This window comes from Flavobacterium chungangense LMG 26729 (assembly GCF_000735715.2).
Taxonomy (GTDB): Bacteria; Bacteroidota; Bacteroidia; order Flavobacteriales; family Flavobacteriaceae; genus Flavobacterium; species Flavobacterium chungangense.
Window position 1 is genome coordinate 123,581 of record NZ_JASY01000001.1, and the last position, 25,751, is coordinate 149,331.

The 25,751-nt window shown below is 30.7% G+C and carries 19 protein-coding genes; all 19 read left to right on the forward strand.

Translation table 11 applies throughout. From position 1 onward, the window contains the following. Positions 1-1,548 precede the first annotated feature (1,548 nt). The 19 genes from JE46_RS00530 to JE46_RS00620 all read left to right on the forward strand — a co-directional run bounded on the left by JE46_RS00530 (position 1,549) and on the right by JE46_RS00620 (position 25,742). A complete protein-coding gene (locus tag JE46_RS00530) occupies positions 1,549-1,962 on the forward strand; it encodes a response regulator (RefSeq protein ID WP_031453294.1) in 414 nt (137 codons plus the stop codon). Positions 1,963-1,971: 9 nt separating this feature from the next. Beyond that, positions 1,972-2,511 (forward strand): heme NO-binding domain-containing protein, encoded by a 540-nt coding sequence (locus JE46_RS00535; RefSeq protein ID WP_031453295.1) that lies wholly within the window; start codon positions 1,972-1,974, stop codon positions 2,509-2,511. 5 nt (positions 2,512-2,516) lie between these two features. Further along, the gene (locus JE46_RS00540) at positions 2,517-4,433 is read left to right on the forward strand and encodes a PAS domain S-box protein (RefSeq protein WP_051872768.1); all 1,917 of its coding nucleotides are present in this window, start codon (positions 2,517-2,519) and stop codon (positions 4,431-4,433) included. A gap of 4 nt (positions 4,434-4,437) precedes the next feature. Continuing rightward, the gene (locus tag JE46_RS00545) at positions 4,438-5,571 is read left to right on the forward strand and encodes an FIST signal transduction protein (protein ID WP_031453297.1); all 1,134 of its coding nucleotides are present in this window, start codon (positions 4,438-4,440) and stop codon (positions 5,569-5,571) included. Then, entirely contained in the window at positions 5,571-6,620 is a 1,050-nt protein-coding gene (locus JE46_RS00550) for a sensor histidine kinase (protein WP_031453298.1), read from the forward strand. Before JE46_RS00545 ends, JE46_RS00550 begins: the two co-directional genes overlap by 1 nt. 744 nt (positions 6,621-7,364) lie before the next feature. Then, positions 7,365-9,449, forward strand: a complete 2,085-nt coding sequence (locus tag JE46_RS00555) for an LruC domain-containing protein (RefSeq protein WP_055726137.1) — start codon at positions 7,365-7,367, stop codon at positions 9,447-9,449. Between the two features lie 327 nt (positions 9,450-9,776). Beyond that, entirely contained in the window at positions 9,777-10,094 is a 318-nt protein-coding gene (locus tag JE46_RS00560) for a hypothetical protein (RefSeq protein WP_031453300.1), read from the forward strand. A 902-nt stretch (positions 10,095-10,996) separates the two neighbouring features. After that, positions 10,997-12,343 carry a UDP-glucose dehydrogenase family protein gene (locus tag JE46_RS00565; RefSeq protein WP_031453301.1) on the forward strand — a complete coding sequence of 449 codons (1,347 nt, stop codon included), beginning with the start codon at positions 10,997-10,999 and terminating at the stop codon, positions 12,341-12,343. A 3-nt stretch (positions 12,344-12,346) separates the two neighbouring features. Beyond that, positions 12,347-13,285 carry a UDP-glucuronic acid decarboxylase family protein gene (locus JE46_RS00570; RefSeq protein ID WP_031453302.1) on the forward strand — a complete coding sequence of 313 codons (939 nt, stop codon included), beginning with the start codon at positions 12,347-12,349 and terminating at the stop codon, positions 13,283-13,285. 48 nt (positions 13,286-13,333) lie between these two features. After that, positions 13,334-13,720 (forward strand): response regulator, encoded by a 387-nt coding sequence (locus JE46_RS00575; RefSeq protein WP_031453303.1) that lies wholly within the window; start codon positions 13,334-13,336, stop codon positions 13,718-13,720. A gap of 47 nt (positions 13,721-13,767) precedes the next feature. Further along, positions 13,768-14,967 (forward strand): sugar transferase, encoded by a 1,200-nt coding sequence (locus tag JE46_RS24655; protein WP_035136354.1) that lies wholly within the window; start codon positions 13,768-13,770, stop codon positions 14,965-14,967. Positions 14,968-14,995: 28 nt separating this feature from the next. Beyond that, complete coding sequence (locus JE46_RS00585) at positions 14,996-15,745, forward strand: TolC family protein (protein WP_031453305.1); 750 nt, start codon at positions 14,996-14,998, stop codon at positions 15,743-15,745. A gap of 4 nt (positions 15,746-15,749) precedes the next feature. After that, entirely contained in the window at positions 15,750-18,128 is a 2,379-nt protein-coding gene (locus tag JE46_RS00590) for an exopolysaccharide transport family protein (protein ID WP_157505836.1), read from the forward strand. A 15-nt stretch (positions 18,129-18,143) separates the two neighbouring features. Further along, the gene (locus JE46_RS00595) at positions 18,144-19,532 is read left to right on the forward strand and encodes an MATE family efflux transporter (RefSeq protein ID WP_031453307.1); all 1,389 of its coding nucleotides are present in this window, start codon (positions 18,144-18,146) and stop codon (positions 19,530-19,532) included. Then, on the forward strand, positions 19,532-21,013 hold the full coding sequence (locus tag JE46_RS00600; RefSeq protein WP_051872770.1) for an O-antigen ligase family protein: 1,482 nt from the start codon (positions 19,532-19,534) through the stop codon (positions 21,011-21,013). Before JE46_RS00595 ends, JE46_RS00600 begins: the two co-directional genes overlap by 1 nt. Positions 21,014-21,080: 67 nt before the next feature. Further along, a complete protein-coding gene (locus JE46_RS00605; protein WP_031453309.1) occupies positions 21,081-22,019 on the forward strand; it encodes a phosphoribosyltransferase family protein in 939 nt (312 codons plus the stop codon). A gap of 50 nt (positions 22,020-22,069) precedes the next feature. After that, positions 22,070-23,266 carry a glycosyltransferase gene (locus tag JE46_RS00610; protein WP_031453310.1) on the forward strand — a complete coding sequence of 399 codons (1,197 nt, stop codon included), beginning with the start codon at positions 22,070-22,072 and terminating at the stop codon, positions 23,264-23,266. A gap of 109 nt (positions 23,267-23,375) precedes the next feature. Beyond that, positions 23,376-24,539, forward strand: coding sequence for a glycosyltransferase family 4 protein (locus JE46_RS00615; protein WP_031453311.1), 1,164 nt, complete (start codon positions 23,376-23,378; stop codon positions 24,537-24,539). Positions 24,540-24,542: 3 nt separating this feature from the next. Then, positions 24,543-25,742 (forward strand): glycosyltransferase, encoded by a 1,200-nt coding sequence (locus JE46_RS00620; protein WP_031453312.1) that lies wholly within the window; start codon positions 24,543-24,545, stop codon positions 25,740-25,742. Positions 25,743-25,751 lie beyond the last annotated feature (9 nt).

Here is a 25,751-nt window from a genome sequence, read left to right on the forward strand (position 1 = left end):
TTATTAATTGTTATTTTAATGTCAATCTTTATAGTTGTTTATAACATTAGATGGGAAAACTAAATTCAATTAGCTGATTATCAAAAAACAAATAAGTGTGTAACTCAATAAATTTTAATGTTTGATTCTCTTTCATTTTTAAATCAGTTCTATTAGACTAAGGTTATGGTATATTCGGCTGGCTTTAGAATCATTAAGTCTTTTTCAGTTTTTATTAATAGATCTATATTAAAAACGAACAACCGTAATTCATTCATCTCTTAATAAATTTTAGTCATTAATTATTTTAAATATCAAGGGTTAAACTTTTATAATTTTAATTTTTTAGTATTGATTTTGGCGTAAATCTGTTTTTATAAATATTATAGAACTGTTTTGTAATAGTATCATTAACAATTGGTAATTTATTTTTTTTATGCAATTAAATTATAATGAACAAGGTTAAGTAAAGAATATTTAATTATTTTTTTTTACAGAATTTAATTACAATTAATAATTTGGTAATAAGAAATATTAAAAGCGCCCTGGGGCGAGGAGCTTTTAAATTAACTAAAATTGTTTTGGATAATAATTTTATCGTTGGGGGACAATGTAATTATTACATCACAAATGTCGATTACTTTTCAGGTTTTTCTTTAACTATTAGATGATTAGCTTTTTGCTGTAGACCAATTGCGTTTGAAAATCGTTAAAAAGCATAATAGCGTATTTGTTTATTTTACAAGTGATCTAGTTTCTCTTAAAATCGAGTATGAGATTTCATTTTGTAAAAACAATAAAAAAGCTCCTTGTGGAGAGGAGCTTTTAAATTAGATTAAAATTGTTTTTGGATGATAATTTTATCGTTGGGGGCAATACAATTATTACATTACAAATGTCGATTACTTTTCAGTTTTTTTTTAAACTATTAGATGATTAGCTTTTTGCTGTAGACCAATTGCGTTTGAAAATCGTTAAAAAGCATAATAGCGTATTTGTTTATTTTACAAGTGATCTAGTTTCTCTTAAAATCGAGTATGAGGTTTCATTTTGTAAAAACAATAAAAAAGCTCCTTGTGGCGAGGAGCTTTTAAATTAGATTAAAATTGTTTTTGGATGATAATTTTATCGTTGGGGGACAATGTAATTATTACATTACAAATGTCGGTTACTTTTTTGTTTTTCATTTTAACTATTAGACGACTAACAGTTTACTGTAGATCAACGAACTTTTTAAATCGTTAGTAAGTACAATCTGGTGTTTGTTTTGCAGGTTAACTATTCCTATTAAAATGGATTAAAAGTGGCAGATTTGGTAAACGGATAAAATAATCTTGGAATACTTGTGTAGTTTGGTATTAGTGTAGTCGTGTCATTTCTTTTTAAGCAGTATTTAGTGCTGTTTTTTTTAAGTATAATCTTATAAATAGAAATGAAAAACACTTTTTTATTTCTATTTAACGATAAATTCATACCATTCGACTACAGTTTTGTACAATTTACCGAAATATATACAAAGTAATATAAAGCTATAATTAAATTTGAATACTAATTTTATACAAAAACTACATGTCAAAGCCATTAAATATATTATTAATAGAAGACGATGCTATTGAGATTATGAAATTTAATAGAGTTTTAGCAAACTTTGAGCAAGTTCATAAAATAATAGAAGCAAATAACGGCGAAGAAGCACTTACGATACTTAAAGATAAGGTAATTATTCCTGATATAATTGTATTGGATCTTAACATGCCCAAAATAAATGGAATAGAATTTTTAGGCATTCTTAAAGCTGATGATGTTTTAAAATACATACCTGCTATAGTATTAACCACTTCTAACAACCATAAAGATGTTTTAGAGTTTTACAGAATAGGTATAGCCGGATATATGCTTAAACCATTAAAATACGAGGAATATGTAGATAAAATAAAAAAAATGATTGAATACTGGAGTATAAACGAGTTAATATCTCAATAAAATAACGTCATGTACGGAATAATTTATAAGGCTTTTGAACAATACGTTATAGATACTTTCGATGTAGAAACATGGAATATTACTATTTCTAAAAGTTTAGTCTCTATGAATACTAAAACCATAGATCAGCCTTATAATGATGCTATTACTTTTGAAATAGCAAAACAATTATCAAAAAGCACCAATTTAGCTATCGATAAAATCCTTTTTCAATTAGGAGAGTACGTTGTAAAGATAACTCGTGAGAAATATCTGTTAATAATGCAGTCTAGGGACAATGATTTTAAAGATTATTTACTAAATTTACCTAGCTTTCATAACCGGATGTTGTTGATATACCCAAAACTAACTCCACCTGAATTTAAAGTAACTGTTGTAAATGATACTATTTTAATGTTACATTATTACACAAATACGTCCGGGATGAAAGAATATATAAAAGGGTATCTTAACGGTTTAGTAAGAGCATTTGAAAGCAATGTAGAAATTGAGCATATTGTATCCAGACAGTTAAACAAATTTGAGGATGTGTTTAAAATAAGCTGGTAATATGTATGGATTCAATTAATTTTACTACCGACAGATTTAATGAAGTCTTTCCTTTCTACATTTTGTTTGATCAGCAAATGCGTATTTCGTCTTATGGAAAAAGCTTAAAAAAAGTTCTTCCTGCAATAAAAGAACAAATCAAATTCACAGATTATTTCGCATCAAAAAGACCTTTCATGGAAAAAATAGATGCAGAAACAATATCAGAAAACTTAAATCAATTAGTAATTCTAGAGTGTATAGAAAATGATTTAGTGATTAGAGGACAGTTTGTTTCTGTACATAATCATTTTCTTTTTATTGGTTCGCCATGGTTAACATCTGTTGAAGAGGTTAAAAAAAATAACCTTACAATATCTGACTTCGCTAATTATGACCCACAGCTTGATTTATTGCAAATATTAAAAAATCAGGAAGTAAAGAATAATGAACTCAATGAATTACTTGAAGTTAATAATCGTCAAAGAGAAGAAATTAATAGGGACAGAGAGGAACTAAACCGACTTTCATTAGTCGCAAGCGCTAACAAAAATGCTATAGTTTTTACCGATTCTGATGCAAAAATATTTTGGTGTAATGAAGCATATCATAAAATCACAGGATTTACAAAGGAGGATATTTTAGGGAAATCTCCTATTGAAGTTGGTAAAACTTTTAATACAGATAAAGAGGCTATAAAAAAAATGGTCAATCTTTTTATGACTGGCGAATCATTTGATGTAGAAATTACCCATGGACGTAAAGATGGATCTTATTTTTGGACTCGGACAAAAGGACAGCCTGTTTATAATGAAAACGGCAAACTTCTACATTATTTTGCTGTAATTGAAGATACTACAGAAGATAAAAAGAAAGACGAGCAATTAATTCTACTGTCATTAATTGCAGAAAAAAATATCAATGCCGTTATAATTTGCGATAAAGAAGGAAAAATAGAATGGGTTAATTCTAGCTTTACTGCTATTTCTGGATATGATGCAGAAGAAATTAAAGGTTTGAAACCAGGTAAATTACTTCAAGGTCCAGAAAGTAATCCTGAAACAGTTGCATATCTAAGTCAACAGATAAAAAAAGGAGAACCATTTAGCGCTGAAATTATTAATTATTCAAAAACAGGAAAAAAATACTGGGTAAAAATCCAGGGACAGGCATTATATAATAAATGGGGAGAAATTTCTCGTTTTTTTGCCATTGAAGAGGATATTACAGAACGTAAAATACTTGAAGAACAAAAGGAACAGCTTTTAGCAAGTTTAGAGAAAAGTAATAATGATCTTGAAGAATACGCTCAAATTGTATCTCACGATCTTAAATCACCTTTAAGAAGCATTAACTCTTTAATTTACTGGATAAAAGAAGACAATGAAGCTAAGTTAGGAGAACAATCGATGCAGTACCTGAAACTGATAGAAGGTAAAATCGAAAAAATGGACCGGCTCATACAGGGAATACTAACATATTCTAAAATAAATAACGAAAATACTCAAATTTTTGAACCTGTTAATATTTTAGAAGTGATAGAAAATATTGTAGATACAATTGATATCCCTCAAAACATAATGATACAAGTGTCTGATCATATGCCAGTCATTAATGCAGATAAGTTCAGAATACATCAACTTTTTCAAAATTTAATAGGAAATGCAATCATTTACAACGATAAACCTGAAGGTATAATTCAGGTAAATGTAGAAGAACATGAATTACATTATATTTTTTCGGTAAAAGATAATGGTCCTGGTATTGCTGAAGAACATTTTGAAAAGATTTTTAAAACATTTCAATCACTCACAAATAGCGAAAGATCTACAGGTCTGGGCTTATCAATAGTAAAAAAAATAGTTAATTATTACAAAGGTAAAATTTGGATAGAAAGTAAGTTAGGTTATGATACCACATTTTATATACAGCTAAAGAAATAAAATTATGAAAATAGTGCAAGCTTTTAAAAGAGATGATATTGGATGGAATTATCTTACAGATAAAATTACCCTGAAGGATCCACTAGTATTGGTATTTGCAAACCGATTGCTGCTTGAAGACGAACTGTTTTTAAAGGATATTAAAAGAGAATTCCCTTATGAACATATAGTTTACGGCTCTACAGCTGGTGAAATTGCTGATATAAATGTCCTTGATGATTCTGCCACAGTAACAGCAATAGAATTTGAAAGAAGTAGTTTCATAATTAAAACCGGTAATATTTTAGACTATAATAAAGATGGTGTTGCTCTGGGGAAAAGTTTGTACTCAAGTGTGCCGAAAGAGAACTTAAAACATCTTTTTGTACTGTCTGAAGGAAGTTTCATTAACGGAAGTTCATTAATAAATGGACTAGAAGAAGCTATTGACTCAAACTTATCAATAACAGGAGGTATGTGCGGTGATGATGCAAAATTTGAAAAAACCCTTGCGTCTTATAATGAAAATCCAAGAGAAGGAGAAGTTGTATTAATTGGTTTTTATGGAGAAACATTAGAAATTAGTTTTGCCAGTTATGGAGGATGGCAGCCATTTGGTCCCGAAAGAATAATTACACGTTCTGAGGGAAATATTTTGTACGAGATAGATGGACAGCCGGCATTAGAGCTATATAAAAAATATTTAGGAGAAAAGGCCAGTGAACTTCCGCAAGCCTCTCTTTTATACCCGCTAAATGTTACACCTCCCGGAAAAGAAGATGCTCTGGTAAGGACAATACTTAATATTGACAATGACAATCAATCCATGATCCTGGCTGGAGATGTACCGCTTAACTCAAAGGTACAGCTCATGATGGCATCTGTAGATGGTATCGCTGAGGGAGCAAGTTTAGCAGCTCAGTACGCTATGAAAAACAGGGTTACAAAACCAAATTTGGCAATTCTTATCAGTTGTGTTGGGCGAAAACTTGTAATGGATCAACGTGTTGAAGAAGAAATTGAAGAAGTAAAATCAATTTTAGATAGTGAAACAGTTTTAACAGGTTTTTATTCTTATGGAGAAATGGCACCGTTTTTTGCAAGTACGAGATGTCAATTACATAATCAGACAATGACTTTAACACTTCTTAGCGAATAATGAACCTAAACTCCTTATTAAAAAGACAAATAGCAAAGCACCTGGGAGCTGCTATTCCTGATGGATTTGAGAGTTTCTTAAATGCAGTAAACAACTCATATATAAATTTTGATGAGCAAATTGCATTGCTTCAAAGAGCGATGAAATTTAGTTCAGACGAGTTGTTTGAAGCCAATGAAAAATTAAGGGAAGAAGCGCGTAATCTGAAAGAAGTCAATAATAATCTTGAATTTATATTGAGTTCAATGAATCTTGATGTAAATAATTATTCGTCTGAAAAGGTTAGTGCAACCGAATATATAAAGCTACAATCTGAGGAAATAATTAAAATTAACGAACAACGTGAAAAACTCCTCAAAAACCTTGAATTACAAAATCAGGAACTAAATGATTATGCACATGCAGTGTCTCATGACTTAAAAGCTCCTTTAAGAAGTATAAACACACTTATTGAATGGTTTATTACTGATAACAAAGGTAAACTTAGCAGTGATAATTTAGATTCATTAAATCTTATTTTGCTTAGTGTCGAAAAAATGGATCTGCTAATAAAAGGAATTTTAGACTACTCATCAATTGATAAACTGCAATCCGAAAATAGAATTGTTGACTTTAATGTACTTTTAGATGAAATTATTAGAACAACTTTACTGCCTGTTAATTATGAAATAAAACTACATAATGAACTCCCTAAAATATATGGTAATTACTATAGATTTAAACAGCTTTTTGAAAATTTAATTAATAATAGCATTAAATATAACGATAAAAAGACTGGAATTATAGAAATCGGATACAACATAAATAAAAATAACTTACCCGAGTTTTACGTAAAAGATAACGGGATAGGAATAGATAAAGCTTATGTCGATAAAATTTTCAACATCTTTACAAAGCTGGATAGTTCAGGTAATTCATCAGGAATAGGACTTTCTATAGTAAAAAAAATCATCCAGTATTATAATGGAGAAATTTGGGTAGAAAGTGTTGTAGGTGATGGGGCTACATTTTTTTTTACACTTAATATTAATGAACCAGCCCAAACTTAACCGTTTGTAATATTTTGAATCTTAAAACAAGAACTAATAAAAATGTTAAACGGCATTTATACAATTAGTTACAACTTTAATGTTTTGCGAATAAAAAGAGTTAAAAAGGATAAGTTAATTTGCCAAAAAAGATACATTTCAGTATGAAAAAGAGGTAATGTTTTAGGCAAAATTAAATTCGATTTGTAACAAAATTTATTTGAAATCAGACTCAGAGGACTTATCAATCTTGTATATCTCATGGTAAAATTAGCACAAGAGATTTCTTAGGACAAGATGTAGGTTGATCGAAAATTTATATTCTAATTAAAGAAGACTTTTCTTTAAAGATGTGGGTGGAGATGTTCGTAATTTACTATTAGTGGGAATTGTATAGAATTTAAAGCTCAGATTTAGCGAAAATTAAAGCGCAAATTGTTTTTGGCTACAATTAGGGTTCAAATTTATTACTAAAAACAGAGTTGCTATTTTAATCGCTATATAAAATAGTAGCTTTTTAAGGATTGATTATTTAATATGAGTTTATAAATCAGGTGTTTATACCTGATTTTTTTTGCTGTTTAAAATGTAATTTTAAATCGGATTGTTGAATTTAATGATTTCATAGTTGTAAATGTATTTTTATTGGTTTTAAAATCGTAATGATTTATATATCAATATTTTAATAGTGATAATTCAGGTGTGTAAAAGTGATATTTTCAATATTTTATTCGCATTATTCGTTATTCTTAAAAAGTAAAATTTATGAAAAATTTCAGCCCCTTCATTAAAAATGTAAGTAAGAATAATTGTTCATTACTAATGAAGTTATTCGTAATAGCTGTTTTTTTGCTAAGTTCATGCAGTAAAGATTCTACTGAACCTCCCACAGATCCAGGTGAAGTTACAATTGATAATTTAAAAGCTTCTCCAACATTTGACTGGAAAAACACTAGAGATGCCAAAGTAACTATCCGAACACAGGATAATGAAGGAAATGCTGTTCCAAATGTTAGGGTTAGTGTCTGGACCAATTTTGAGGAAGAAAATGGTAAAGAAATCATCAATGGTTTAACAAATCTACAAGGGGAATTTGTGGTAGATTATACTTTTGAAGCTGATATGCCAGAAGTTGTTTTAAAAACGGACTTTATCGGTTTTGTTCCAGAAATAAAAGTGCCAATAGAAAATGGCGTGGTTAATTTTACTTTTGGGGGCACAAGGAATACCCAAAAAAAACAAAAAACCAGCAGTAACCCCTATTATTCAAAACAAGAAACAGGACTTTACAGTAAAACGAATGCTAATGTGAAAATTAACTACATAGGCACTTATAACACTAATGGAGTGCCAAATTATTTGGTGGCTAAACCTGATGTAATAAATAAAGATTTTTTGACTGACGTAAACAATGCTTTGCCTGAAAATATGCCAGTTCCCACATATCATCCGGAATATCTTTTAGGAAATAACCAGCATAATTTAGTAATTTTAGACAAAGCTGAGGTTTGGATTACCTTTGTATCTGAAGGTGCTGGATATAAAAATGTATTAGCATACTACACTTATGACAGAGATTTTCCACCTAAAACTCCGGCAGATATTAAAGAATGTTTTGTGATTTTTCCAAATGCATCATTTGCTGGTTCAGGAGGAGGATTGTATTCTGGGGATAAAGTTTCTTTGGGTGTTTTCGAAAAAAATACAGTAATAGGCTGGATGTTGATGCGAAATGGTTGGGATGATAAAACAAGACTATCAACAGAAGGCTTGGGTTTGTTTTACTCTAATTTAGAGTTAAATCCAGAGTCAGATATCAAAAATCGCCAACATACTGTCATGCTTTATGATGATAAAAGGAGTGTATTCTTAATTGCATTTGAAGATTTAATTCGCCCTGGTGGAGACAATGACTTCAATGATGCTGTTTTCTATGCCACTGCAAATCCAATAAAAAACGTTGAAATAACGGACGTTCAAAAATTAAATGCTCAACGAATAGATACCGATAAAGACGGAATAATAGATAGTTCAGATGACTATCCAAATGATCCTAAACTAGCGTTTAATAACTTTTACCCCAGCAGCAGTATATTTGGAACACTTGCTTTTGAAGATTTATGGCCATCAAAAGGAGATTATGATTTTAATGATTTAGTGATTGATTATAATTTTAATAGAATTACAAATGCTCAAAATAAGGTAGTTAGTTTAAAAGGAAAATTTACAGTAAGAGCTATTGGAGCAAGTTTTCAAAATGGTTTTGGTTTCTCAATTCCTGGAGTAACTCCATCGCAAATTGCATCCGTAACAGGAACAAAATATACAGAAGGATACATCAAAACAAACGGTAATGGAACTGAAGCCGGTCAAAAAAATGCTACCATAATTGTTTTCGACAATGCATGGAAACACGGTTCTGGTAACACTAACCCCAGCCAGCCATTTGTTGCCTCTGAGACGATTGAAGTTACCATAAATTTGGTTAATCCTGTTGATGCAAGTATCTTCGGAATGGCTCCTTACAATCCATTTATCATAGTAAACAAAGAAAGGGGTAAAGAAGTACATTTGGCAAATTACGCACCAACTGATTTAGCAGACCGATCTTACTTTGGAACTTCTTTTGATAACTCTCAGTCAGGAATAGGAAAATATTACAAAACAAAAGATAACTTACCTTGGGCTATTGATTTTCCAAATCGTTTTGAATATCCAATTGAAAAAGCAAAGATCGATATATCTCACTTAAAATTTATAAATTGGGTTTTAAGCAATGGCGTAGACTATAAAAACTGGTATAAAAACGAATCTGGATATAGAAATAGTTCCAATATTTATAACAAATAGAAGGGATTAGATACATAATTCTAAGGTTTGCATCTGGTGGAATACTTCCTTTATTGTAGTAAGAAAACAAATTTCTTAAGCAATTAATGAGTTTCTGGAGTGTTCTTACAAACTTGTTTACGAACCATATGTTCAGATAATTTTGATTAGATTCAAAAGAATAACAGGTCAAAAAAGGAATGATCGAAAAATAGCAATAATAAAATTAATTTTCGCTTTTAATTGCTTTTTATATGTCTTTGAGTTTGTCTATAGTACTCCCTTTCATCTGAAAGTAGGTTATAATTATGTAGAACATTTATTTATTTTCCAACAAAAATAGCAAGTATGGAACAACCGAATTTCACTTATATTTCGCAGCTTTCTGGAGGTGATAAAGTTTTTGAAGAAAAGATATTTAAAGTTTTAAAAATGGAGTTTCCAGGCGAGAGAGAAACTTATCTGAATAATATTGTAAAAGCTAACTTTGATTTAGCGTCACATAGCGTCCATAAAATTAAACATAAAATTAGTCTGTTAGGACTTATGAAAAGTTATGAATTGGCATCAGAGCATGAGATAAACTTAAGCGAAGGAAATGCTATGCTACATGATAATTTTAATGAGATATTAAACACCATGACCCATTTTTTTGATAAAATCTAAAGCATAAATTAAATAGAAGGTTATTAAAGTAACTGGGCTATTAATTTTTACAAAGTTTATTTTTTTGATCGAAAGTCTTTTCTGTTATTTTTTTAGAAAAAGATACATCATTGGTTCATCACAGAAAAGATGCTTTAAAAATGTGATTTTTCTTGTTTCCTTTCTTTTTAATTCATTTTCAAGTCTATGAAGTTATTTCTGTTTAAGGTTAAGTCTTGATCTTGAAGTGGTTTCAAAAGAAAAAGCTTTGTATTCCAATTCTTTTACAAGGTATTTATTAAGAAAGAGTCATGCTTTCAAAAGTTTTTTATGCAATTATATATTTAGAATTTAATTAAGCTGCTTAGGTTACAATAAAACTACTTGATTAATAACAATATAGAGAGTTAAGAAAATTGATGAATAGCTTAACAAAATGGAATATAGCTTACAATTTTTTACTAATTAAAATTTACGAGTTATATAATTTGCTTTTTTGGAATTAATCTACTGTAAATCAAAGATTTATTTTTTTTGCTTAAAAATAGTTAGGAAGGATATAACAGTTTAAGTAAGCACTTTTGTAATAATCTTTACATGATTCGAACAATAAAATCAGTACTTCCGGAATGGAAGCTAACTATATAACTTGTTAAAATTTTTATTAATGAAATAAATATAATGTTTTTTTACAATCCATTTGCCTTGGGGAATAATGATTCTAAATTAATCTCTACATAGTTGTTATTGAGAGATTAAATAAAAAAATGTAATATTTTTTTTATTATATTTGAGTTAAGAAAGGTTGAAATTTTATCCTAATTCATTTATCTCAATATAAACCGGAAGTTTCATTTTTCTTAATACAATTCGAATACAAATAGTGGTTTTGAACATTTAAATAAACTATAAAATTAAATATTATGAAAATTGTAATTGTTGGAAGTGGCTATGTCGGGCTTGTAACTGGAGCTTGTTTTTCTGAGGTAGGTATTGATGTTACCTGTGTTGACATAGACCATAACAAAATAGACAACCTTAATAAAGGTATTATACCTATTTATGAACCAGGCTTAGAAGATATGATTGTCAGGAACATGAAAAAGGGGAGATTGGGTTTTACAACTAATATAGCAGAAGCTTTGCAAGACGCAGAAGTTTTATTTATTTCTGTGGGTACACCTCCAGATGAGGATGGTAGTGCAGATTTAAAATATGTTCTTGCTGTTGCCAGAGATTGTGGTAAACATATTAAGGATTACTTATTAGTGGTTACAAAAAGTACTGTACCTGTAGGCACTTCTGCAAAAGTAAAGCAGGCATTACAAGAAGAGTTAGATAAAAGGAATGTTAATATAGAGTTTGATGTTGCATCAAATCCAGAGTTTTTAAAAGAAGGAGCAGCGATTGACGATTTCTTAAAACCTGATAGAATTGTTGTTGGAATAGAAAGTGAAAGGGCTGAGGATTTATTAAAAAGTTTATACAAGCCATTTACACTTAACGGTCATCCAGTAATTTTTATGGATATTGTTTCTGCCGAAATGACAAAATATGCCGCAAATTCAATGCTCGCTACAAAAATTAGTTTTATTAATGAAATAGCAAACCTTTGCGAAATTGTTGGTGCAGATATAAATAAAGTAAGAAAGGGTATTGGATCAGATTCACGCATAGGGCAAAAATTTTTATACGCAGGAATTGGATATGGAGGTTCTTGTTTTCCAAAAGATGTTCAGGCATTGATAAAAACAGCTAGTGAATACAATTATGACTTAAGGGTACTTAAAGCTGTTGAAGAGGTTAATAAAGACCAAAAACTAGTACTTTTTAATAAAATAATGAATTATTTTAAAGGAGATATTGAAGGTAAAATTATTGCATTATGGGGACTTTCTTTTAAACCACAAACTGATGATATGCGTGAGGCACCTTCATTGAGCATAGTGAAAAATCTTTTGGAAGCAGGTGCAATAGTAAAGGCATACGATCCAATTGCAATTAATGAAGCTAAACATCACTTTGGGGGCACTATTTCTTATTGCGAAGATCAATACGAAACATTAATTGATGCGGATTGTTTAGCCATACTTACTGAATGGCCAGAATTTAAGTTTCCTAATCTTAAAATTGTTTACAAACTACTGAATACGCCTGTGATTTTTGATGGTCGTAATATATATGATGCAGATGAAATAAGAGAAAGTGGTTTTGACTATTTCTGTATTGGTATAGATACAGCTAAACATACTTTAAAATTAAAATCCTAAGGTATGTCTCGAAAAAAAATTCTTATAACTGGTGGTGCTGGTTTTGTCGGATCTCATTTATGCGATCGTTTATTAAACGAGGGTAACGAAGTGTATTGTTTAGATAATTTTTTTACTGGACAAAAACAAAACGTAGTACATTTATTAGATAATCCTTATTTTGAATTAATCCGTCATGATGTTACGTCTCCCTTCTTTATAGAAACAGATGAAATTTACAATTTAGCCTGTCCGGCCTCACCGATACATTATCAGTATAACGCTATTAAAACAATGAAAACATCGGTAATGGGTGCTATTAATATGCTTGGGCTTGCCAAGCGTGTTAATGCTAAAATACTACAAGCATCTACCAGCGAAGTGTACGGTGACCCATTAGTTCACCCACAGCCGGAATCCTATTGGGGACATGTAAATCCTATAGGTGAGCGAGCCTGTTATGATGAAGGAAAGCGTTCTGCAGAAACCTTGTTTTTAAACTATCACAAGCAGAATAATGTCAAAATTAAAATCATTAGGATATTCAATACATACGGTCCGAGAATGCATCCAAACGATGGACGTGTAGTTTCGAATTTTATTGTTCAGGCTTTGCAAAATCAAGATATAACAGTGTATGGGCAGGGCAATCAAACCAGAAGTTTTCAATATGTTGATGACTTAGTAGAAGGTATGATAAGGTTAATGAATTCTAAAGATAGTTTCATAGGTCCCGTAAATGTTGGAAACCCTAATGAATTTACAATTCTTGAATTAGCTAAAAAAATAATAGAACTAACAGACTCTAAATCAAAAATTATTTACAAGCCTTTGCCTTCAGATGATCCAATGCAGAGACAGCCGGATATTTCTTTAGCAAAAAAAGAACTCGACTGGTCACCCAAGATAAATTTGGACGAGGGGTTGATAAAAACTATAGATTATTTTAAATCAATTGTTTGAGTCATACAAAACAGGTGAAATAGTTTAAAATACTTCAAAACAAAAAATATGAAAAAGAAAATTTTAGTAGTAGATGATGAAATAAGTATTTGTCTTTTGTTGGATAACTTCCTTTCCAAGAATTATGAGGTAGTTACAATTAATAATGGGCTGGATGCCCTTATATGGTTAGACAGCAGTATCCCGGATTTAATTATTAGCGATATTCAAATGTCAAACATGGATGGCTATGAATTTTTAACAAAACTTCGCCAGCGTGGATTTACAAAACATACTCCCTGTATTATGCTTTCAGGAAAATCAGAAAGCAAGGAACGTATAAAATGCTACAAATTAGGTGCTCAGGATTATCTTACAAAGCCTTTTAACCCGGAAGAACTGGATGAATTGGTTAAAAAAAACCTGTATCCAATTCATTATGCCATTGAATGGTAGGGATTTGACTGCATGAAATTAGAATTTAATCTAAAGACCTAATCAATATGAATCCAAATTTTAATATTTTATATATTGGAAATGTTCCTGCCTATTTTGATATCATAGAAGAAAAACATAAATGGTCAATAATTACTTTAGAAAATAGTGCCAAGGCTACTAATTATCTAAACACTCAAAAGTATCCTGATGCTATTATTTGTGATTATAATTTAGCAGGAAACAATGGAATATATCTTTTTGATTGGATCCGAAAAAAGGACAAATTTGATAGCGTCCCTTTTATTCTTTTATCCAAGGAATTTAATGTTGATATTTATAAATCAGCATTCAAAAAACAAATTGATGATTTTTATGTAACTTCTGTAACTGCGCCAGAAGATATTTTAAACAGAATTGAATTTCTTTGTGTCAATAAAAATCCTTCAAGAGTAAAAATAATACAAAAAGTCTCTGAAGAGAATTACATAATGCCTTTGTCAAAAAGAATTTTTGATGTTTTTGTAGCATCTATGGTACTCTTATTGGCATCACCATTTTTACTGCTTATTATACTTGCTATACGATTAGAATCAAAAGGGAAAGTATATTATATTTCAAAAAGGGTAGGGCGTAAGACATTTGACTTTTACAAACTGAGATCAATGCGTACCGGTTCAGACGAGCTTTTAAAAAAATTAGCTCAGGAAAAAAATCAATATAAAAAGGAACCTGCAACAACAAACAATCCGCTGGATATTCCTTGCCCTAAATGTAGTGAACTGCCCGATGGAGAATCATGTTCGCCTTTGATGTATATAGAAACTCACGTGATTTGTGACTATTGGTTTAATGTTCAAAAGCGGGAAGCTGCAAAGAATAATTCAACTTTTGTCAAAATTGTTGATGATCCCCGAGTTACTAAAGTTGGTAAGTTCATTAGAAATACCAGTATAGACGAATTACCACAGTTAATTAATGTATTGAAAGGGGATATGTCTATTGTAGGGAATAGGCCATTACCTGTATATGAAGCTGAGTTATTAACAGCAGATGATATATCAAAAAGGTTCCTGGCTCCTCCCGGTATTACAGGTTTATGGCAGGTAGAGCTAAGAGGTAAAGGCGGACAAATGTCTGAAGAAGAAAGAATGCGCCTCGATAATGAATATGCAGATCATTTTAAAGGCGATAATTATTCATTTTGGTATGATATAAAACTCATTTTAAGAACGATTCCGGCCTTGCTTCAAAAAGGTTCAGTTTAAAAAAAGGCTTGCTCCCTAAATATTTTATATGAAAAAAAGATTGAAAATAATTACACTTTTTACTTTAATAGTGTTTTCATTGAATTTTGCAGAGGCACAAACAATTGAATATAATGATCTTTCAATAAATGAAAGTGAGTCTGAATTTCCTCCTCTTAAAGCGGTTATCGATTCGGTATTAAAACGAAACTCCATGCTTAAATTCAGAAAGAATCATATTGGGGTAAAAGAATCTACATTAGAATCTGAACGTATCTATTGGACAAGAAATATGGGACTTCAGGCTGATGGCAGGTATGGTACCTTAAATAATTTTTCAAATAGTGAGGATGGTGTTTCTAACACTGCTTTTTCTACACTTTCAAGACAATATAATTATAGTGTAGGTTTTTATGTAAAGTTTCCGGTGTTTGATATGTTAAACAGAAAAAACCAGATTAGATTGGCCAAATTTGAGGTTGATGAGGCAAAAAATATGGCTGAATTTCAGGAAGATGAAATAAGACAAACGGTTATAAAACTATATCAGGATTTAATTCTAAAACAAAAATTGCTTCTAATAAGATCCAAGAGCCTGAGTGATGGTAAAATTAATATGCAGATGGTTGAGAAGGAATTTCGGAATGGTATCGTTCCTGTTTCTGAGTATGTAAGGATAACAGGAATGACTTCAAATTTAGAGGCAGATTATGAAATGGCTAAATCTGAATTTATTATTGCTAAACAATTACTTGAAGATATGGCAGGGTTTGTATTTAATTTAACAAATTCAAAATAAAGAAATGAAAATAATTGATTTCATAAGACTAATATTAAGGCACTTGGTACTTTTAATTATGGTACCATTATCTTTAGCTTTATTAGTATTAGTTCTGACTAGTAAACCAAATTTAGAATATACCTCTCAAACGGTTCTTTATACAGGACTTGCTACTGGTTCTTCTATTGAAATGGATAAAACATTCAATTATTTTGCCACTAACACCGCTTTTGATAATTTAATTAACATTATTAATTCAAGAGAAACCCAAGAAGAAGTAGCTGTACGGTTATTAGCTACACACCTTATGCTGCCTAAGGCCAATCCAAAGTTTATCTCAAAAAAAATATTTGATGAGTTAAAATTAAAAGTGCCAAAAGAAATTTATGATTACATTGAAAAGGGTAATAATAATAGAGATTTAGAAACAGATACTTTATTTGTTAATAGCCCGATTCCTCCAGAAATTAATCGGTACAATTACGAAAAAACAGTCAGAAGACTATTGAAGTTAATGAAAAGCAGTAACGATAATTATATTTATGAGCTGCTTAATTATGAAAATGATAAGCATTATTCCATTAAAGCTTTATCAAGTATACAAGCCATTCGAATCAACAGCAGTGATTTAATAAAAATGACTTATACCGTTGATGACCCGGGTATTTGCCAGCAAACACTAGAAATTTACAATGCAATTTGTATTAAAAATTATAAAAACATAAAAGAGAATAGATCAGATGCTGTAGTTAAATACTTTCAACAGCAGCTTGCTATGGCTAATAATGATTTAAAATTAGCTGAAGATAAACTTCTTGAATTCAATAAGGCTAATAAAATTATAAACTATTATGAGCAGAGTAAGGCGGTTGCAGTAGTAAAAGAAGATATGGAGGTTGATTATAATAATAAAAAAGCTCAACTTGCCGGTACAGAGGCATCAACCAAAAGAATTGAAGAAAAGCTAAATGTACAAGACTATATTCAGAGTGAGAATAACAAGATTCTGGAAAAAAAGAAATTATTAGGGTATATTAACTATCAAATTGCACTCAACGAAGCAAGTTTAGAATCAAATGCGAGTGAAAATATTTTATCTAAAATCAATACTTTAAAAAAGGAAAGAGAATCTTTAAATAATGAAATCAAAAAGAGTGTTGATGAAATATACAGTTATAATAATACTGTTGATGGTGTTCCATTAACGAAAACACTTCCAGATTGGATGAATACTGTTGTTGAGTCTGAAAACCTTAAGGCCAAAATAAAGGTAATGGACAAACAAAATAAGGATTTTCAAGAACAATATGCTACTTATGCGCCAGCAGGTGCTACTATAAAGAGATTAGAACGTGAAATTTCAGTTTCAGAACAAGGGTATTTAGAATTACTTCACGGATTAAATTTGGCTAAACTAAAACTACAAGACAATGAGATGTCTTCTAACATAAAATCTATTGATCCTCCTTTTTATCCCTTATCAGCCAATCCAACTAAAAGAGGACTGCTTATTGTTGCAGCGGCTTTTCTGGGCGGTATTTTAACTCTGGGAATTATTTTGATGATGGAGTATTTTGATGATACTATAAAAAATGCCAGTAGAGCTAGCAAACAATTAGGAATAAAATCATTAGGCATGGTACCTAAAATAATATTGGATCCCGGAAATGTAAATCTGGCTTTCATTCAAAAAAGACTAATCGAGATAATTACTCAAAATATATTGCAATACTTTGGTACACAGTCCTCTGAAAAAAAAGTAAAAACCATAGTCGTGTTCAGCACCAATAAAATGGAAGGGAAAACCATTTTGGCAGGTAATATTGCCAAGACTTTGAAACAAGAAGGAAAGAAAATAGTATTTCTAAATTATGATACTAAACAACAGCCTATTGAACAGCAAAGAAAATTTCCATTTATTACTAAAATTTTAGGTTATCCAGATCCGCGCATAGATCTTAATAATCCTTTTTTGGCTGATGTTTCTGATTACCTTGATGATTCAGAATATCATTCATACGCTATGAATAGTTCGTTTTATAATGCTAAAAACTATACTGACATTTTAGAGCAAAATAATATTACATTAAATTATAGTCCGGACTTTGTAATTATAGAATTACCTTCTCTAATTAATTACAATTATCCGGCTGAATTGATAACGTATGCAGATTTAGGTATTCTTGTATGCCGCTCAAACAGAGTATGGTCTGATGCTGATCAATCAGCTGTAAGTAATTTATTAGCCACATCTGCTTCAAAAATTAATGTAATAGTTAATGGTGTTGATCTAAATGAAATCGAATCGGTTTTAGGAGATCTGCCAAAAACAAGAAGTGTTTTCAGAAAAAAAATAAAAGCAATGTTCAAATTTCAATTTTTTTCTAAAAGCCAAATTTAATTAACTACAGAACAAATGAAAACACTCAAAAAAATAGTAAGCGAAGATAATTTCCTGTCCTTATCAGGAAATATTATCATTGCTATTTTAGGCATTGGTGGTTTCGCGTTACTCGCCAGAAGTTTATCTTTAGAAGTATTTGGTGAATGGGTTTTGTTTATGGCAGCGGGATCATTTGTAGAAATGTTTAGATTTGGTATAACGAATACCGGTTTGATACGTTATCTTTCCGGAGCTGATGATTCATCGAGAGTTAAACTAATCGGCTCTAACGCACTAATAAGCTTAGGTGCCACAATTTTAGTTGCTTTAATTTTGATTATTTGTGAATTATTATTTCCGGAGGCAATTCAAAATTCTGGATATACTATTTTTTTTAAGTGGTATCCGTTGCTGGCATTTTTAAATCTTCCCTGGAATATTGCTTTAGTAGTATTACAGGCTGATAGAAAATACAAGCAAATTTTGGCACTTAAGGCCATAAACAGCGGTTGTTTTTTTTTAATAATCCTAACACATTTTTTAATATTAAATTTAAGTCTAAACCAATTAGTTATAGGCCTAATTATAGTAAATGCAGTCACATCAATTATAAGCTTTATTCTGGGCTGGGATGGAATTATTCTCATTAATAAAGCAAGTGTAGAAACCAATAAAACCTTATTGCATTTTGGTAAATACACTACGTTTACACTGATCGGGACTAATTTATTACGAAGCGTAGATACCTTAATTATTAGTCTAAGTCCATTAGGCAGTGCTGCAGTTGCTCTTTACAGTATTCCTTTAAAACTTACAGAATTACAACAAATACCATTGCGTAGTTTTGTTGCTACGGCCTTTCCAAAGATGTCTAAAGCTAGTTTACACAATCAAATTAATGAAGTTAAAAGTCTATTTTATACGTATTCAGGAGCCTTGACTTATCTTTTTGTGGCAATAAGTTTATTCACATTTGTATTTGCAGAATTCTTTGTTATGCTTATAAGTGGAAATCAATTCTTAAAAACAGATCCCATAACAGGATTTAATGTTGTAGATATTGTTCGGGTATTTTCCATATACGGTTTATTATTGCCTATTGATAGAATGACTGGGGTTGGTTTGGACAGCATCAATAAACCAAAAATTAATGCCGTCAAGGTATTTGTTATGGTAATTGCCAATGTCATAGGGGATTTAGTGGCTATTTTTATATTTAAATCTTTAATTTTTGTAGCTATTGCTTCTATTTTATTTACCATTATTGGCATTTGGATGGGGATGTTCTTTATTAATCAGGAGTTATCCCTTTCATTCAAAGAAATTTTCAGGAGTGGTATAAAGTTTTATATCTCAATTTTTAATAAAGTGACTCATAATCGTTATAAAAAATGTGTGAAAATTGAAAATAATTTTAGATAATGAGTGAATATAATAACATAAATCCATTTGAAAATTATTCAGGATCCCTGAATATTTCTAAGCCAGGGAATTTGATCATGCTATTTAGTATAATGTCAATTTCCGCCCTGATTATAGTAAAATTAGGTATTATTGGAATTGGATTGTTGTTGGCTATCATTTTCGGATCTGTCTTTTTATATTATTTATTTTGTTATCCTGTTATAGGTTATTATACCGCAATTGCATTAAATTTTATCATAATTGGCATCGGAAGATATGTAAAAGGGTTGCCATTAGGGTTTGCAATTGATGGGATACTAGTCCTGACTTATTTAGCATTGTTTATGAATCAGTTCAAAACCCGCATCGATTGGACTCCTGCTAAAAGAGACATTACATTTTTATCACTATTATGGTTGGGATATTCTATTTTTGAATTGGTTAACCCAGAAGCCAGAAGTATTCAGGCTTGGATTTCAGGAAGAGGAATCGCTTTTTATCCATTTTTATTCATACCGCTAACTTTTATATTTATAAAGAATGAAAAGAGACTCAGCTATTTTTTTTACATATGGGCTGCTTTTTCGATACTGGCAACGTTAAAAGGGATCATGCAAATGACTCTTGGAGTAGATGGTGCAGAACAAGAATGGCTAAATGAAGGAAGTTACAAAACACATATTTTATTTGGTAAACTTAGAGTTTTTTCATTTTATAGTGATGCTGGGCAATTTGGTGCAAATCAAGGATATACAGGAGTTGTTTTTTTGATTTACGCAATGTCACAGCAAAAGAAACTGAGAAAAATATTTTTCATCTTTGTGGGCCTTTTAGGAATTTATGGAATGGTCATTTCGGGTACACGAGGTGCTTTGAGTGTACCTATAGTTGGTTTTATGACCTATTTTGTTTTAAGTAAAAATGTAAAAGTTATTATTATTGGCGTTGCATTTTTAGCGATCGTTTTTATCTTCTTCAAATACACAACTATTGCTCAGGGTAATGCTCAGGTACGAAGGATGCGAACAGCCTTTGACCCAAATGATGCCTCTTTGCAGGTAAGGCTTGATAATCAAAAAATACTCAAAAATTATTTAGCGTCAAGACCGTTTGGCGGAGGTATTGGTCATGGAGGCACTAAAGCTCAAAAATACCTGCCAAATGCTTTTTTATCCAACGTAGCTACCGATAGCTGGTATGTATTAATATGGGTCGAACAGGGTATTGTTGGATTAATACTGCATTTAGGCATTCTTTTTTATGTAATGATAAAAGCTTCACTAAAAGTAATGTTTAAAATTCGTGATCCAATGTTGAAATTTAAAATGGCTTCACTTATTGCAGGGATGGCTGGTATTATGATTGCTTCTTATGGAAATGCCGTTTTAGGACAAATGCCAACTGCTTTATTAATCTACGCAACAATGGCAATTGTTTTAAATTCTGATGTTTATGAAAAGGAAATAGAAGAAGATCAGGCCAAATTACTTAAACAATAAACGCTTAACCATTCAAAACAATTTAGAAGATACATATCACAAATAGTAATTCCTTAAACTTAGCACTATGTATTACAGAAATGTAAAAGACCTGAATAACATTATACTTAAAAGATTAAGTGTAATTCCGCGTAATTTTGATTTGATTGTAGGTGTCCCCAGGAGTGGTATGCTTCCTGCAAATTTATTGGCATTGTATCTTAATAGGCCTTATACCGATATCCATTCATTTTTGAATGGGCATATTTATAAAGCAGGTGCCAGAAGCCAGTTTTTTGATATTTCAGAATTTAAAAACGTACTTGTGGTTGATGATAGTATTGCTTCAGGTTCTGCCATGGTTGAGGTTAAAGAAAGTTTAAAACATCTCAATGGTAAATTCAATATAAAATATTGTGCTATTTATGTAATTCCGGGTAAAGAAAAAATGGTTGATTATTTTTTTGAATTTGTACCCTTGCCCAGATATTTTCAGTGGAATATCCTCAATCATACAACTTTAGAAAAAGCTTGCTTTGATATTGATGGGGTGTTATGTGCAGATCCTTTACCAGAACAAAATGATGACGGAGAAAAATATATCGATTTTATTTTAAATGCTCCGCCATTGTTTATTCCGGGAAGCAAGATTGGAACTATTGTAACATCGCGTTTAGAAAAATACCGGAAAGAAACAGAAACTTGGTTAGCTGCAAACAATATCAAATATAATGAACTAGTGATGCTGGATTTACCAAATATGGCGGCAAGACAGCGTGCCAACAATCATGGTGATCATAAGGCAAAAGCTTACCTGTCTAAACCCTACGTGTTGTTTATAGAAAGTGAATACCATCAGGCTCTGGAAATAAATAGATTAACAAAGAAACCTGTTTTGTGCACAGAGAATTTCGAAATGATATTTGAATCGGAATCATTTATGTATAATCTTAAAAGTGGCAAGCATTTGCCTTTCCTTAGAAAATACGCTTTAAAAATGAGAGATATACTAAGAAAATTTAAATAACCGAAATTAATTAATCTTGAGCCCTAACGGTTTTAATTATAAAATTTATTATGCTAGTATTTAATATCATACAAATTGTTTTATTAAGCCTTTTGGGTTTTGCAACTTTATATATTTTAATATTCTCCATAGCAAGCTTATTTTATAAACAAAAAAAATATTATGATAACGGGAATATAAAAAAAATAGCGGTTCTTATTCCGGGATATAAAGAAGATGAAGTAATTATTGAAGTTGCAAGTGCAGCTTTACAGCAAGATTATCCATCAGATTTTTATGATGTTGTAATTATTGCCGATTCTTTTCAAAACGAAACAATTGCAGCATTAAAGACTTTACCTATTATAGTTATTGAGGTAAGTTTTGAAAAGAGCACAAAATCTAAGGCTTTAAACAAAGCGATGGATGCACTAGGAAGTGATTATGATATTGCAGTTGTTCTTGATGCGGATAACGTTATGAATACTGATTTTTTGAAGAAAGTAAATGCAGCTTTTGAATATGGGTTTATTGCGGTTCAAGGGCATCGTACAGCAAAAAACACAAACAATTCCTGGGCTGTTCTAGATGCCATTAGCGAAGAAATAAACAATAACATTTTTAGGAAAGGACACCGGGTTTTAGGATTATCATCTGCAATAATAGGTTCCGGAATGGCTTTTAAGTACCATTATTTTAAAACACTTATGGCAACAGTTACTGCTGTGGGAGGATTTGATAAGGAAATAGAACTCAAAATGCTTAAAGAAGGGCACAAAATTGTCTATCTCAATGATGCTGTAGTTTTTGATGAAAAAATACAAAAAGCAGAAGTATTTGGTAATCAGCGCCGCCGTTGGCTGTCTGCACAATTGCATTACTTCAGGAAAGATATTTTAAGTGCCTCTAAACATTTACTTTTAAAAGGTAATATTGATTATTTTGATAAAGCAATTCAATTTATACAACCACCCAGGATATTACTCTTAGGAGCTGTTATACTATGCAGTATTGCTTTTTTAGCAGCTAATTACTTTTTAGACTATCAAAATCCTTACTCTAATTATTGGATTATCTTAGTAATAGCCTGTATAATGTCTTTTGTTTTCTCGGTGCCAAAATCTTTTTACAATCTAAAAACATTAAAAGCATTAATGAGTTTACCAAAAGGAATGTTTATGATGTTGTTGTCTTTGTTAAAAATTAAAGGTGCTAATAAAACTTTTATTCATACGCAGCATACGTCAAGTTCAAAAAAAACAACTTGAAATTATGCTATAAAAACATATTAATTCAGAAATGTAAAAATGAAATCATAAATAATTGCTTCTCATTTTTATCCAGATGTGGAAACAATCAATCTAAAAAAAGAGCATCATGAAAATAGGTATAGAAGGTCAGCGACTTTTTCGAAAAAAAAAGCACGGTATGGACATGGTAGCTTTAGAACTCATAAAGAACCTCCAGGATCTGGACCACGAAAATGAATATTTTATTTTTGTAAAACCAGATGAAGATCGTTCTGTTCTTAAAGAAACTACAAACTTTAAGATTATTGAATTAAATGGCGGACCATATCCAATATGGGAACAAATAGCATTGCCAAAGGCTGCAAAAAAATATGGCTGCGATGTATTGCATTGTACAAGTAATACGGCACCATTTTTCACTTCTATTCCTTTGATTACGATTCTTCATGACATTATTTACATGGAAAGCAGTTATTTAAAAATACTAAAAAGCAGTGCAAGTACCTATCAAAAGTTTGGAAATATATATAGAAAACTAGTGGTGCCACGTGTTGTGCAAAGGAGTAAAAAAGTGGTTACAGTATCCCATTTTGAAAAAAACAGAATCGGAGAATTCTTTAGAATTAAAGGCGATAAAAAATTGGATGCTATTTATAATGGGGTAAGCGAACATTTTAAACCTGTTATCAATAAAGAAGAACTGCAGCAAGTAAAGGAAAAATACAATTTACCCGATAAATATTTTTTTTTTCTTGGTAATACTGATCCTAAAAAAAACACAAAAGGAACTCTCAAAGCTTTTTCAGATTTTTTGAAGCAAACTGAGGCTAATCATAAACTTGTAATGCTTGATTATGATAAAACTGAACTCAATTTCATTTTAAACGAAATTGACGATACTAATCTTATCAATCATATTGTTTTGACAGGATATGTAACTAATACCGATTTACCGGCTATTTATTCACAATGCGACATCTTCTTATATCCTTCACTTAGAGAAAGTTTCGGCATTCCAATGCTGGAAGCTATGTCGTGTAATGTGCCTGTTATTACATCAAATACGTCATCGATGCCTGAAATTGCAGAAGATGCTGCCCATATTATTAATCCGTTTAATCCGGAAGAAATTACTCAGGGAATTATTGAAATATTAAATAACGAAGCGTACAGAAAATCTCTTTGCGATAAAGGAATGAAGCGTAGTAAACAATTTTCCTGGAAAAATATGGCAAAAGAGTATCTAAAGCTTTATGAATTAATTCATTTAGAGCATTCAAAAAAACAATAGATCATGATTGAAGGTAAAAATATTATTTGCATTTCTCAAACTACCTGGCATGGTGAGTTTACTAAATCTACGGTGCAATTGTTATCACTTTTAGCAGAGAAAAATACCATAGTTTTTGTTGAATACCCATTTACAGTCAAAGATGTTGTAATGTCTTTGTTAGGAAAACAAAGAGCACAAGTATCCAGAATGTTAGGTTTCAAAAAAAGAATCGTAGAAGAAAAAACAGATGACGGTGCAATTGTCAAACATTTAGTTATGCCTCCTGTTTTACCCGTAGATTTTATAAAAAATGAATCAATTTTTCAAAAGTTTTTTAGTATCAATGTATTTATTTATAAAAATCAGCTTCGTAAAATAATAAAGAAATTAAAGTTGAACAATCCAATTATCATCACAGCATACAACCCAATGTACGGTCTGCCAATGATTGGTAAATTGAATGAATATTTAAATGTTTATTACTGCTACGACGGGATGGATACACAAAGACATAAATCAAGGATTTATAGTATTGAACAACAATTTTGCAAGCAAGTGGATGGCATTATAACAACATCGGATTATTTAAATGCTGAAAAACATAAATTAAATGCACAAAGCTATGTAGTTAAAAATGGTGTTGACTTCAAATTATTTGAACCACATGCCAAAAAAAACGTTTCAAGTCCTTCAGCGCAAAAAAAAGTAGGCTATATAGGAACGTTAGATTTTAGGTTTGACATAGATATTATGGAATATGTAATTCAGGAATTACCTCAGGTTCTATTTGAATTTACAGGCTATTTGCTAAACCAGAATATAAAAGAAAGGTTATCGAAATATGACAATGTTGCCTTTTTTAAATCGGTAAAAGCACATGAGGTTCCTGAATTATTATCAAAATATGATTTAGGAATTATACCCTATAAAATGGATGAGGTTAATAAAAACATATATCCATTAAAAATTAATGAATATTTAGCCGTTGGAGTTCCGGTGGTTATGACTGCTTTCGCTAATTTAACCGATTTTAAAGCCATGGTTAAATCAGCAGAAAATAAAATTCTTTTCAAATCATATATTGAACATGAACTAAAACACGATAATGACTTATTAATTAAAGAGAGAATAGAATTTGCCAAGCTTAATTCTTGGGAAAGCAGAGTGGTGGAATTTGGAGATTTTCTCGAAAAAATAATTGAAAATAAATATTCATTTTAAATTAAAAGC